The sequence below is a fragment of the Mesorhizobium sp. WSM4846 genome (genome assembly GCF_055811415.1).
Map to the genome: position 1 here is coordinate 71,519 of NZ_JBVVPZ010000020.1, position 12,461 is coordinate 83,979.

Sequence of the window (12,461 nt, forward strand, 5' to 3'; positions counted from 1 at the left end):
CGGAACGCGCCAGACCATGATCATCTCCCCAGATAGACTTCGACGACACGTTCGTCGGCCGAAACGAAATCGAGCGAGCCTTCGGAAAGCACCGAGCCTTCGTGCAGGCAGGTGACCTTGGCGCCGAGCTCGCGCACGAAATGCATGTCGTGCTCGACGACGATGACCGAGTGGTCGCGGGCAATATCCCTGAGCAGCCGCGCGGTCTCCTCGGTCTCGGCGTCGGTCATGCCGGCGACCGGTTCGTCGACCAGAAGCAGTTTCGGATCCTGCGCCAAAAGCATGCCGATCTCGAGCCATTGCTTCTGGCCGTGGCTGAGATTGGCGGCGAGCTCGTCGCGCTTGTCACCGAGCCGGATGATGCCGAGGATGTCGTCGATCCGCCGCGCCTCCGCAGCCGAGCGGCGATAGAACAGTGCCGGGAAGATCGAGCGTGGGCCCTTCAGCGCCAGCATCAGGTTGTCCTCGATCGTGTGGCTTTCGAAGACCGTCGGCTTCTGGAATTTCCTGCCGATGCCCATCATGGCGATCTCGGCCTCGTCATGTTTCGTCAGATCGACCTGCCCATCGAAGTAAACCTCGCCCGCGTCGGGGCGCGTCTTGCCGGTGACGATGTCCATCATCGTGGTCTTGCCGGCGCCGTTGGGACCGATGATCGCCCGCATCTCGCCCTTGTCGAGCACCAGCGACAAATTGTTGATGGCGCGAAAGCCGTCGAAGGAAACCGAGACGCCGTCGAGATAGAGGATGGTGTTGCTCTTCGACATTGCTCACTCCGCCGGCTGCGGTTCGGGGCCGGATGCGGACCAGTCGCCAGGCGTTCTCGCAGCCGAGCGAACGATCTTCGGCGGTGGCGGGACGTCAGGATCGGTGCCGGCCTCCTCGGCAATCGAGGCTGCGCGCAGCGCCCTGGCATTGCCGCGCCAGGAATCCCACATGCCGACAATGCCCTTTGGCAGGAACAGCGTGACGGCGACGAACAGTCCGCCCAGCGCAAACAGCCAGAACGCCGGCAGCACGCCGGTGAACCAGGATTTGCCGGCATTGACCACGAGCGCGCCGATGATCGGCCCGACGATGGTGCCGCGCCCGCCGACGGCCGTCCATACCACGACCTCGATCGAATTGGACGGCTCGAACTCGCCCGGATTGATGATGCCGACCTGCGGCACGTAGAGCGCGCCGGCAATGCCGGCCATGACAGCCGACACGGTGAAGGCGAACAGTTTGACGTTTTCCGCGCGCCAGCCGAGAAAGCGCGTGCGGCTCTCGGCGTCGCGCACCGCCATCAGCAGCTTGCCGTATTTGGAACCGACGATCGCCCAGGTGACGAAGACGGCGAGGGCCAGCGTGACGGCGCTGGCCGCGAACAATGCCGAGCGTGTCGCATCGGCCTGCACGTTGTAGCCGAGAATATCCTTGAAATCGGTCAGGCCGTTGTTGCCGCCGAAACCCATGTCGTTGCGGAAAAACGCAAGCAGCAGCGCATAGGTCATCGCCTGGGTGATGATCGACAGATAGACGCCGGTGACGCGGCTGCGGAAGGCGAACCAGCCGAAGACGAAGGCGAGCAGGCCAGGCACCGCAAGAACCATGATCGCGGCAAACCAGAATTGGTCGAAACCGTACCAGAACCACGGCAATTCCCCATAATTCAGGAACACCATGAAGTCCGGCAGCAGCGGATTGCCGTAGACGCCGCGCGAGCCGATCTGGCGCATCAGATACATGCCCATCGCATAGCCGCCGAGCGCGAAGAAGGCGCCGTGGCCGAGCGAAAGGATGCCGCAATAGCCCCAGACGAGATCGAGCGCCAGGGCGAGCAGCGCATAGCAGAGATACTTGCCGGTGAGCGCGACGACATAGGACGGCACGTAGAACGCACTCGTCGGCGAGACCGCAAGATTGAGCAGCGGCACGATGATGGCGACCGCCAGAAGGATGAAGATCGTGATGGCGATGCGGCGGTCGGCGCCGGCGGCGAAGAAGCGTCCGGTGATCATGCTTCCACCGACCTGCCCTTCAGCGCGAACAGGCCGCGCGGGCGTTTCTGGATGAACAGGATGATGAGGAACAGCACGACGATCTTGCCGAGGACTGCCCCGGCATAGGGTTCGAGGAACTTGTTGACGATGCCAAGCGAGAACGCGCCGACCAGCGTGCCCCAGAGATTGCCGACGCCGCCGAAGACGACAACCATGAAGCTGTCGATGATGTAGCCACGGCCGAGATTGGGCGAGACATTGTCGATCTGGCTGAGCGCGACACCGGCGATGCCGGCAATGCCGGATCCCAAGGCAAAGGTCAGCGCGTCGACCCACGGCGTCCTGATGCCCATCGAAGCGGCCATGCGGCGATTGGCGGTGACGGCGCGCATCTGCAGGCCCCAGGAGGTGCGCTTCATCACATAAAGCAGCACCGCGAACACGCCGAGCGCGAACACCAGTATCCAGAGCCGGTTCCAGGTCACCGCAAGCTGGCCGATGCCGAACGAACCCGACATCCAAGACGGATTGCCGACCTCCTGGTTGGTCGGCCCGAAGATGGTGCGCACGGCCTGCTGCAGGATCAGCGAGACGCCCCATGTCGCCAACAGCGTTTCCAGCGGCCGGCCGTAGAGGAAGCGGATCACGCCCCGCTCGATGACGAGTCCGACGAGCGCCGCGACCGAAAAGGCGAGCGGCAGCGCGATGACCAGCGACCAGTCGAACAGGCCGGGAAAGGAGTTTCGGATCACCTCCTGCACGACAAACGTCGTGTAGGCGCCGAGCATCACCATTTCGCCATGCGCCATGTTGATGACGCCCATGACGCCAAAAGTGATGGCGAGGCCGATCGCCGCCAGCAGCAGCACCGATCCGAGCGAAATGCCGTACCAGATGTTCTGGCCCGCATCCCACAGCGCCAGCGTCGAATTGATGTTGGCGATCGCCGCCGTCGCCGCGTCCTTGACCGCGCCTTCGGCATTGGCCTCGACGGCGGTGAGCAGGGACAGGGCGTTGCGATCGCCGCGCCCGCCGATCAGGGCGACCGCCGCCAGTTTGTCGGCCTCCGGCCTGTCGGACACCAGAACCGATGCGGCGCGGGCCTGTTCGAGCAGCGCTTTGACGCTCGCCACGCTCTCGCTGGCGATTGCGGCATCGAGCGGCTCGATGTTTGTCGCATCGGGCGTCCTGAACATGGTGTCGGCGGCGGCAATGCGCGCGGCCGGATCTTTTGCACCGAGCGTCAGCGTGCCCAGCGCATCGCGGATGGCGCGGCGCAGCGTGTTGTTGACCTTGATCTTGGTGATCTCGCTTTTGGCCGCGTCGCCGGATTTTTCACCGCTCAGCGGGTCGAGCAGCTCAACGCTGCCGCCAGCTGCCTTGCCGATGAAAACCAGCGAATCGGCCTTGCGGACGTAAAGATCGCCCTCGGCAAGCGCGCCAAGCGGGCGTTCGACAGCGGCATCACCGGTAGCCGCCAGCTCGCGCACGACAGCTTCGGTGGCCGAGAAATTCGAGGCAGTAGCAAATTTGGCGATGATGGCGCGCAGATCCGCTTCGGCAGCGTTCGACGGCGACAGCATCCCCAGGAGGAGCAGCAGCGTCAGGCCGATCGCGCGGGTGAGGATCATCGATTTCTTGCGATTCTTGAGGGTTGAAAATTCGCGTCCGGGCGGACTGGAGGAGAGGTCGAGCTCGCCCGGACGCGTCGCGGTCCAGGTCGTGGAGAAATCCACGACCGTCAGACCCGGGAGGATCAGTTGGTTCCCTTGCCGCCGCACTTGCCGGTCGCGACATTGAAGTTGCCGCAGGACAGAGGCGCGCGCCAATCGGAGATCAGGTCCTTCGAATCGGCGAGATAGTCGGACCACTCGTCGCCCATCACCAGGCCAGACGTCTGCGACACGGTCTCGAACTGGCCATCGGCCTGGATTTCGCCGATCAGCACCGGCTTGGTGATGTGATGGTTCGGCATCATGGTCGAATAGCCACCGGTCAGGTTCGGCACCGAGACGCCGATCACGGCGTCGATGACCTTGTCAGGATCGGTGGTGCCGGCCTTCTCGACCGCCTTCACCCACATGTTGAAGCCGACATAATGGGCTTCCATCGGGTCGTTGGTGGTGCGCTTGTCGCTCTTGATGAATTTGTGCCAGTCGGCGATGAACTTGGCGTTCTCGGGCGTATCGATGCTCTGAAAATAGTTCCAGGCGGCGAGATGACCGACGAGCGGCGCGGTGTCGAGGCCGGCAAGCTCTTCCTCGCCGACCGAGAAGGCCATGACCGGGATGTCCTCGGCCTTGATGCCCTGGTTGCCAAGCTCCTTGTAGAACGGCACGTTGGCGTCGCCGTTGACCGTCGAGACGACGGCGGTCTTCTTGCCGGCGGAGCCGAACTTCTTGATCGCCGCGACCTCGGTCTGCCAATCGGAGAAGCCGAACGGCGTGTAGTTGACCATGATGTCTTCGGCGGCGACGCCCTTGGCTTTCAGATAGGCTTCGAGGATTTTGTTGGTGGTGCGCGGGTAGACGTAGTCGGTGCCTTCAAGCACCCAGCGCTTCACCGAACCGCCGTCCTCGCTCATCAGATAGTCGACAGCCGGAATAGCCTGCTGGTTCGGCGCCGCACCGGTGTAGAATACGTTGCGCTCGCTCTCCTCGCCCTCATACTGGACGGGGTAGAACAGGATGTTGTCGAGTTCGCTGAACACCGGCAGCACCGACTTGCGCGACACCGAGGTCCAGCACCCGAACACCGCCGCGACCTTGTCCTTGGAGATCAGCTCGCGCGCCTTTTCGGCGAACAGCGGCCAGTTCGAAGCCGGATCGACGACGACCGCTTCGAGTTTCTTGCCGAGCAGGCCGCCCTTTGCATTCTGCTCTTCGATGAGCATCAGCATGGCGTCCTTCAGCGTCGTCTCCGAGATCGCCATAGTCCCCGATAGCGAGTGGAGAATACCCACCTTGATCGTGTCGTCAGCCGCCCTGGCCGGGACGCTCATCAGCAGGCCGGCCGTGACCACGCCTGCCGAAAACATTTTTGTTATTGTCGAGAAACTGCCCCGCATATTTCAAAACTCCCTGACTGATTGATCGCATCGCGAACAGACCATGCAACGGCTGTGCCAACCGCAGGGGCAAAATCAAGGGGGCCTGGATTTCCCAGCCCTATCAGCCGGTTAATATATTAGCCGCGAAAGATAAGCGCCGCTGCCAGTGCTCTGCATGAGAAAAAGTCCCCCGCTATCGCCCAATTTTTGATCACTCGCGAATTAATGCATGAATTTTGAGCAAAAGACGGCGAACCGTTGCGGCGCTGCAGGAAAATGGGGCAGGATCGATCTTTCAAAAGAGCGACCGCATGACCTCCAGGATTTCTCGCATTTTCAGCACCATGCTTCTGGTTGCGGCAACCGGGAGCGCCCGCGCCGACTTCACCGATGGCAAATTGCCGGACGGCACCTATCACTGCGAAGTCTATCTGCTTGGCATATTCCTCAGCCTTGGCGACATCACCGTCAAGGGCAATGTCTATAGCGGCCCGGTGAGCTTCGGAACCGCCCGGCAGGGCTACAACTATCAGATGAATGCAAATGGCGAGATCACCTGGTTGGGCCCGTTGGGCGGCTACACGACCGGCGGCAACTCGATCTCGCTCACGCAAGCCACCTTGGACGGTCAAACCAGCCCGTCCTTCGACATCATCATGAAGCAGCCTGACGGCGCCTTCACCGCCTCGACCTGCACGAAGCGTTGAACGGCCGACAAGAAGAGGCGCGAAACCTTGTGAGGTTCCGCGCCAGCAGCAGTCGGGAGGCTATGGCTAAATGCTTTTGGCCGACATTTGTCCGGCAATGTACTCAGCCTGACGGATCGCCAGCGACACGATCGTCAATGTCGGATTTTCAGCCCCGCCCGTGGTGAACTGGCTACCGTCCGACACGAACAGGTTCTTGATATCGTGCGCCTGGCCATGCTTGTTGACGACGCCGTCGGCCGCCTTCTCGCTCATCCGATTGGTGCCGAGATTGTGGGTCGACGGATAGGGTGGCGTCGGAAAGGTCCGCGTCGCCCCGACCGCCTCGTAGAGCGCCGAGCCCTGTTTGTAGGCGTGGTTGCGCATCGCCGTGTCGTTGGCATGGTCGTCGAAATGGACGTCCGCCACCGGCATGCCGTGCGTGTCCTTGGTATCGGCATGCAGCGTGATGCGGTTTTCCTGGCGCGGCATGTCCTCGCCGACGATCCACATGCCGGCGATGTGGTCGTAGTGGTCGAGCGCCGTGGTGAAGGAACGCCCCCAGCCGCCGGGATTGAGGAAGGCGGCCATGAACGGCAGGCCGAGCGACAGCGTCTCGAGCTCATAGCCGCCGACGAAGCCGCGCGAGGGATCGTTGCGGGCTTCGTCGCGGATGATACCGGCCATGGTGGTGCCGCGATACATATGCACCGGCTTGTCGAAGATGCCGTAGACCGAGCCCGTGGTGTGGCGCATGTAGTTCTTGCCGACCTGCCCCGACGAATTGGCAAGGCCGTCGGGAAACTGGCTCGATGCCGAATTGAGCAGCAGCCGCGGGCTCTCGATCGAATTTCCGGCGACGGCGACGATGCGGGCCTTCTGTTCCCTCAGCTTGCCATCCTTGTCGGCATAGACGACGCCGGTTACCTTGCCTGATGCATCGTGGTTGATCTTGATGGCCATGGCATTCGGCCTGACCTCGAGATGGCCGGTCGCCTCGCCCTTGGGAATTTCGCTGTAGAGCGTCGACCATTTGGCGCCCCATTTGCAGCCCTGGAAGCAGAAGCCGGTCTGCTGGCAGGCATTGCGGTCGTCGCGCGGCTCGGAATTGATTGCCATCCGGCCGGTGTGGCACTCCTTGTAGCCGAGCTTGTCGGCGCCGGCCTTCATCACCTTGAAGTTGTTGTTGCCGGGAAGGCCCGGGATGTTGTTGGTGAGCGTCACGCCGAGCTTGTCTTCGGCCTTTGCGTAGTAGGGCTCAAGCTCGGCAAGCGTGATCGGCCAGTCGAGCAGGTTCGCGCCTTCCAGTTTTCCGTAGGTCGAAAGCGTTTTGAATTCGTGCTCCTGAAAGCGCAGCGAGGCACCCGCCCAGTGCGTGGTCGAGCCGCCGACCGCCTTGACGATCCATGCCGGCAGGTTGGGGAAATCCTTCGCCACCCGCCAGTCGCCCGAGGTCGTGCGCTTGTCCGTCCAGGCGAGTTGGGCGAATGAACCCCACTCGTCATTGATGAAATCCTCGTATTCGTGACGGGCGCCCGCCTCCAGCATGACGACATCGATGCCCTTCTGCGCAAGTTCATTGCCGAGCGTGCCGCCGCCGGCGCCCGAGCCGATGATGACGACCACGCCGTCGTTGTTGAGATCAAATGGTGCTGCCAAGGTTTCCTCCCATTGATGTCTGTGTGCGGTTGCGACGACGGGGCTCAGAGCCACTCGATGTCGTCGAACCCGCGCGCCATGTAGCCGCCCTTGGAGTAGGACTCGCCCTCGTAGCCGAAGATCGGCCAGACCTCCTTCTGGTTGTAGAGGCTGACGACAAGCCCGCCGCGGACGGCCTGGAAGAACGGCGTGTCCTCGATATCCCTGAGCACCGCAACGCGCTGCTCCTCCCAGCCGAGACCGGTGTAGCCGTCCTTGCCCGATTTCAGATCGAGATCGGCGATGCCCTTTTCGACAAGGTCCTTGTGGGCAGGGTCCTTGCCGGCCTGCTCATCATGCGCCTTGACGGCGATTGCGTAATATTTGTCAGGCACTTGGTCGTGCGGGTAGATGTCGCGCGCCATCTGGATCAGGGTCGCCATGGTTTCGGGCTTGAGCGCGGATGTTTCGAGACCCCAGGCATGTTCCGGGCTGATGACGGCACTGCCTGAAATGACCAGCAGCGCGCCGACACCGCCGCGCTTCAGTAGCTCGCGGCGCGATAGAACTGGCTTCGTTTCATGGACCGGCTTGCTCTCATAAATTGTGACCAATTGTTCCTCCCTTGCTTGCTGTCTGCACCCGAAGGTGCCCTGGCTGGCGCCGCGCTGGCCGGCGCGGCCGTCGTATCTCCTATTTGAACCGGCCCTGACGCTGCAGGACCTCGATCTTGTAGCCATCGGGATCCTCGATGAAGAAGAAGCGTGCGAGCACCGCTCCGTCGCGGTTGAACTCGACGATCTTCTTCGGGTTCAGGCCAAGCGCGCCGAGCCGGTCATGCTCGCTGTCCAGATCGGCGACCGAAACCGCGAGATGGCCGTAGCCGTCGCCGAGCGCATAAGGCTCCTGCCGGCCCTTGTTGACGGTGAGCTCGACCTCGAGCTCCGCCTCGGCATTGCTCAGATAGACGAGCGTAAAGGTTTCGAAATCGAGCCGTTCGGCGACGTCCAGTCCAAACGCTTTCCGGTAGAAGTCGACGGACCGGGCCTCGTCGAGAACCCGGATCATGGTGTGGATCGCCTTCGCCAAATGACACTCCGTGCGGTAAGCGCGATGTGCGCGTCGGCGTGATTATGCGCGGGTTGCGGCAAACGTGGTGGCAGCCGATTACCACGCGCTAATCTAACGACGGGGAAAACCGCCTAAGGACGAAAGTCCGATTGCTGTTTTCCGCTTTCCAGCTGAAGATAATTGGCCACGACAGGCACTGCCAAAGGCGCGAATCACTGCTGATTGCGCCCAAAATCAATAAGAACGGCCAGATCAATAAGAACGGGAGGTACCGATGTGCAGGGTTTTTGCCGGGCAGGATCCGGACGGCTACCGGCAGATCAACCGGTCGATTCGTATCGACGGGCATTCGACCAGCATCCAGCTCGAGGCGACGTTCTGGGCATTGCTCGACGAGATCGCCGACAGCCAGGGCCTGACGACGCCGAAATTCATCTCGAAGCTTTATGACGAGGCCATCGAGATCAATGGCCAGATTCCGAACTTCGCCTCGATGCTGCGCACGACCTGTGCTCTCTATCTGCGCGGCCATCGGCCCGGCATCGAAGAACACACGGCGCCGAAGCGGCAAGCAGCTTAACTTTCGATCGCGACATCGAGCGCCAGACGGGTCATATCGGTGAAAAGCGCCTGGCGCTCGGAATAATCGGTCTGCTCGCCGGTCACCACATTGTCGACGACAGTCAGGATCGACAAGGCCCTGGCGCCGAAATGCGCGGCGATGCGATAGAGCGCGCTGGTCTCCATATCCACGGCCAGCGCCCCCTGTGCCTGCGCTTCGGCGAAGCGGTCGCGCCCCTTGGGATGATAGAATATGTCGCTGCAGATGGTCAGCCCGGCCTGATGTTCGATGCCGATTTCGGCAGCCCGGGCCAGGGCTTGGGAAACCAGCTCCGGATCGGGTCCGGCATCAGCACCATAAAGCCCAAAAACCTGGCCGCTCTCGCCACTTTCACCCCGCACCGCTTGCGAGATCACCAAACTGCGCAATTTGACCGCGGCAGTCAGGGCACCACAGGTGCCGGTGCGGATCAGTGTCCTCACGCCATGGAAGTCCAGCAATTCGTGGGCGTAGATCAGGAATGACGAGACGCCGATGCCGGTGGACTGGATGCTGACGGGCTTGCCGTGAAACAGGCCGGTAAAACCGAGGGCGTGCCTTCGACGGTTGACGCAGCGCGGCGCCTCGAGAAAGGTTTCCGCCATCCATTCGGCACGCTGCGGATCGCCCGGCAACAGCACTGTTGCCGCATAATCACCCTTGCCTGCCTCGTTGTGCGGCGTCACGGCATACTCCCCCAAAACCCGCCGTCTGTTTGGCCCCATAATCATGGCAGCCTCACGCCATTTCGCAAGTGCGAATTAGTGAACCCTAAGATTCCAGCACGTCCTTGACGATTGTGGCCAGTTGCTTGAGCGAAAACGGCTTCGGCAGGAAACCGAAATGCGCGTCTGCCGGCAGGTTTTTGGCGAACGCGTCCTCCGCGTAGCCGGAAACGAAGACGAATTTGATGTCCGGCTGCCGCTTGCGCAATTCGCCAAGCAGCGTCGGCCCATCCATTTCCGGCATCACCACATCGGAAACGACAATGTCGACCTTGCCGCCGAGCGCCTCGAAGATTTCCAGCGCCTCGACGCCCGAGGACGCTTCGTGGACGATGTAACCGCGCGACGTCAGCGCCCGCATGCCGCCCATGCGCACGGCATCCTCGTCCTCGACGAGCAGCACCGTGGCCGAACCTGACAGGTCCTTGGCTGCGTCGGCGACCTTTGCCGGTGCAGCCGGCGCCTCGCCGGGCTCGCCTGCCGTTCTCGCCTCTGCAATGTAGCGCGGCAGGAAGATGCGGAACACCGATCCTTTGCCGACATCGGAATCGCAGAAGATGAAGCCGCCTGTCTGCTTGATGATGCCATAGACCATCGACAGGCCGAGGCCGGTGCCCTTGCCGACCTCCTTGGTGGTGAAGAAGGGTTCGAAAATCTTCTTGAGCACTTCGGGGGCGATGCCGCTGCCTGTGTCTTCAACTTCGACCACCACATAATCGGCAGGCGCAAGTTCGCGGTAGGGAAGGCTCTTGCTCTCCTGTGTGGTCACGTTGCGGGTGCGCACGGTGAGCTCGCCGCCGTTCGGCATCGCGTCGCGCGCATTGACCGCCAGATTGACCACCACCTGCTCGAACTGCCCGATGTCGACCTTCACCGGCCACAGATCGCGGCCATGATCGACCTTCAGCTTGATGTCGTTGCCGACCAGACGGGCCAGCAGCATCCGCAGATCGGCAAGCACGTCGGTCAGGTTGAGCACCTCCGGCCGCAGCGTCTGCTTGCGCGAGAAGGCCAGAAGCTGCCGCACCAGCGAGGCCGCCCGGTTGGCGTTCTGCTTGATGTTCATGATGTCGGGGAAGGACGGGTCCGACGGGCGGTGATTGGTCAACAACAGGTCCGACGCCATGATGATGGCGGTCAGCACATTGTTGAAGTCGTGTGCGATGCCACCGGCAAGCTGGCCGACCGCCTGCATCTTCTGGCTTTGCGCCATCTGGCCCTCGAGCGCCTTCTGCTCGGTGGTCTCGACGGCGTAGACGATGGCCGATTCTTCGGCGCCCTCGCCGGTGCCGTCGGCAACCGCGTTGACGTAGAAGCGCATGTGCCGTTCTTCATTGCCGGGCAGCAGCGTATCGATCGGTTCGATATCGGCCTGCCGTTGTCGCGCTTTTTCGAACGCCGCGGCAAAGGCGGGGCGGTCACGCTCATGGATCACAGTGTCCAGCCGCACGCGCCGATCGACCGCGTCCCCGTCGACGACGGAGGAAAACAGCGACAGGAAAGGCGCGTTGGTGCGCAGGATGCGCCCGCGGTTGTCGACGGCCGCTATTGCCATCGGCGTCGAATTGAAGAAGCGGGTGAAGCGGATCTCCGAGGCGCGCAGATCGGCGGAAGCGTCCTCGCCTTGCGTCCGGTTGAGCACGATGGTGCGCGTCGGACCGTTGGCGCCCTCGCGGCTGGCCGAAACCCGATGCATGAAACGCACGGGCAGCGCCTCGCCCTTCACTGTCGTCAGATCGAGATCGATGACCGCATTGCGGGTGGTGCCGGGATCGGCCTTGACCGAGCGGACCAGCGCCATGCCGTCGCCGGCGACGATCTCCGCAAGCGTGACGGCACCAGGCGTGAAGCTCGTCAGGTCGATGCCCAGCCACTCCGCAAGCGTGGCGTTGATGTAGGTGACGCGGCCTTCCTGGTCGGCCGAAAAGAAGCCGGCAGGCGCATGGTCGAGATGGTCGATGGCCTCCTGCAGATCAAGGAAGAAGCGCTCCTGCTCGGCCCGTTCTTTCGAGATGTCGGCGAGTTGCCAGGCGAGCAAGGGCAGCCGCTGGCCCGGAACGCTGAAGGCGCGGGCGCGGACACGGTACCAGCGCGCGCCCGGCTCAGCGCCGGGTCGAATGGATTGGGCAAGCCTAAACTCACCGTCGCCGGGCTGGCCGTCGCGCAGGCCGGAGGCGAGCCGGTATATGGTCACCGAGGCCTCGGGAACATCGGACAGCAACCCTTCGACGGTCTTTAGATCCGCCGCAGAAGCCGCGCCCGTCATCTCGGCATAGGCCCGATTGGCGTAGACGACACGACCCTTGGTGTCGGCGACCAGGAGGCCTTGCGACATTGAATCGACGAAGGCTTTCGACAGCTCGTCACTCGTCGAGCGCGGTGTGATCTGCACGAAGCCGATGGCGGTGGCGAACAGGAAGCCGACACCGATCATCGCCAGCACGCCAAGCATTCCAAGCAGGAATGGATCGCCAAGACGTTCTCGGAAAAGGCCGAAAACGATCGCCGCTCCTGTCAGCACAACGATGAAGACGATGAGCCGGGTGACCGCGCCCGGTCGCGTGTTCTGGTCGACGATCGGTACCGGATAGAAATCGCCGCGCGCTTCCTTGGCCATGTGCCCCCTGCTCGTGAATTCCGGTACTTGCCCCTGCCCGGTTGAATCACATTCTCAGGGTCCGGAAAAGGCCTTGGCGGCCACTGTCC

General features: G+C 62.5%; 11 protein-coding genes. 2 read left to right on the plus strand and 9 right to left on the minus strand.

Annotated features, from left to right (window positions below; all coding sequences use genetic code 11):
• Positions 1–20: 20 nt before the first annotated feature.
• The 4 genes from urtD to urtA form a co-directional block, all read right to left on the minus strand.
• On the minus strand, positions 21–767 hold the full coding sequence (gene urtD, locus AC0L15_RS18160; protein ID WP_287247790.1) for an urea ABC transporter ATP-binding protein UrtD: 747 nt from the start codon (positions 765–767) through the stop codon (positions 21–23).
• Between the two features lie 3 nt (positions 768–770).
• The gene (gene urtC, locus AC0L15_RS18165; RefSeq protein WP_473496682.1) at positions 771–2,003 is read right to left on the minus strand and encodes an urea ABC transporter permease subunit UrtC; all 1,233 of its coding nucleotides are present in this window, start codon (positions 2,001–2,003) and stop codon (positions 771–773) included.
• Positions 2,000–3,616, minus strand: coding sequence for an urea ABC transporter permease subunit UrtB (gene urtB / locus AC0L15_RS18170; protein ID WP_287247949.1), 1,617 nt, complete (start codon positions 3,614–3,616; stop codon positions 2,000–2,002). The genes urtC and urtB overlap by 4 nt, the downstream gene beginning before the upstream one ends.
• A gap of 125 nt (positions 3,617–3,741) precedes the next feature.
• Positions 3,742–5,052, minus strand: coding sequence for an urea ABC transporter substrate-binding protein (gene urtA / locus AC0L15_RS18175; protein ID WP_287247794.1), 1,311 nt, complete (start codon positions 5,050–5,052; stop codon positions 3,742–3,744).
• Positions 5,053–5,345: 293 nt separating this feature from the next.
• Here urtA and AC0L15_RS18180 point away from each other — a divergent pair, with 293 nt between their 5' ends.
• Positions 5,346–5,741 carry a hypothetical protein gene (locus AC0L15_RS18180; RefSeq protein ID WP_027151967.1) on the plus strand — a complete coding sequence of 132 codons (396 nt, stop codon included), beginning with the start codon at positions 5,346–5,348 and terminating at the stop codon, positions 5,739–5,741.
• Positions 5,742–5,807: 66 nt separating this feature from the next.
• Here the strand turns inward: AC0L15_RS18180 and AC0L15_RS18185 are convergent, their stop codons facing one another.
• From AC0L15_RS18185 to AC0L15_RS18195, 3 genes are all read right to left on the minus strand, one after another.
• Positions 5,808–7,379, minus strand: a complete 1,572-nt coding sequence (locus tag AC0L15_RS18185) for a GMC family oxidoreductase (RefSeq protein WP_287247797.1) — start codon at positions 7,377–7,379, stop codon at positions 5,808–5,810.
• A gap of 44 nt (positions 7,380–7,423) precedes the next feature.
• Positions 7,424–7,972, minus strand: a complete 549-nt coding sequence (locus AC0L15_RS18190; protein ID WP_128244853.1) for a gluconate 2-dehydrogenase subunit 3 family protein — start codon at positions 7,970–7,972, stop codon at positions 7,424–7,426.
• A gap of 79 nt (positions 7,973–8,051) precedes the next feature.
• Positions 8,052–8,447, minus strand: a complete 396-nt coding sequence (locus AC0L15_RS18195) for a VOC family protein (protein WP_128244852.1) — start codon at positions 8,445–8,447, stop codon at positions 8,052–8,054.
• Positions 8,448–8,703: 256 nt separating this feature from the next.
• Here AC0L15_RS18195 and AC0L15_RS18200 point away from each other — a divergent pair, with 256 nt between their 5' ends.
• Positions 8,704–9,009 (plus strand): ribbon-helix-helix domain-containing protein, encoded by a 306-nt coding sequence (locus AC0L15_RS18200; protein WP_027151971.1) that lies wholly within the window; start codon positions 8,704–8,706, stop codon positions 9,007–9,009.
• Here AC0L15_RS18200 and AC0L15_RS18205 read toward each other — a convergent pair.
• Together AC0L15_RS18205 and cckA are read right to left on the minus strand one after the other, a co-directional pair.
• Positions 9,006–9,716 carry a purine-nucleoside phosphorylase gene (locus tag AC0L15_RS18205; protein WP_128244851.1) on the minus strand — a complete coding sequence of 237 codons (711 nt, stop codon included), beginning with the start codon at positions 9,714–9,716 and terminating at the stop codon, positions 9,006–9,008. The genes AC0L15_RS18200 and AC0L15_RS18205 overlap by 4 nt on opposite strands.
• A gap of 85 nt (positions 9,717–9,801) precedes the next feature.
• Entirely contained in the window at positions 9,802–12,372 is a 2,571-nt protein-coding gene (gene cckA, locus AC0L15_RS18210; RefSeq protein WP_287247800.1) for a cell cycle histidine kinase CckA, read from the minus strand.
• Between the last annotated feature and the right edge of the window lie 89 nt (positions 12,373–12,461).

Bases quoted from the DNA above. Each gene is read 5' to 3' on its own strand.
- urtD (WP_287247790.1), bottom strand. From the start codon at position 767: ATGTCGAAGAGCAACACCATCCTCTATCTCGACGGCGTCTCGGTTTCC.
- urtC (WP_473496682.1), bottom strand. From the start codon at position 2,003: ATGATCACCGGACGCTTCTTCGCCGCCGGCGCCGACCGCCGCATCGCC.
- urtB (WP_287247949.1), bottom strand. From the start codon at position 3,616: ATGATCCTCACCCGCGCGATCGGCCTGACGCTGCTGCTCCTCCTGGGG.
- urtA (WP_287247794.1), bottom strand. From the start codon at position 5,052: ATGCGGGGCAGTTTCTCGACAATAACAAAAATGTTTTCGGCAGGCGTG.
- AC0L15_RS18180 (WP_027151967.1), top strand. From the start codon at position 5,346: ATGACCTCCAGGATTTCTCGCATTTTCAGCACCATGCTTCTGGTTGCG.
- AC0L15_RS18200 (WP_027151971.1), top strand. From the start codon at position 8,704: ATGTGCAGGGTTTTTGCCGGGCAGGATCCGGACGGCTACCGGCAGATC.
- cckA (WP_287247800.1), bottom strand. From the start codon at position 12,372: ATGGCCAAGGAAGCGCGCGGCGATTTCTATCCGGTACCGATCGTCGAC.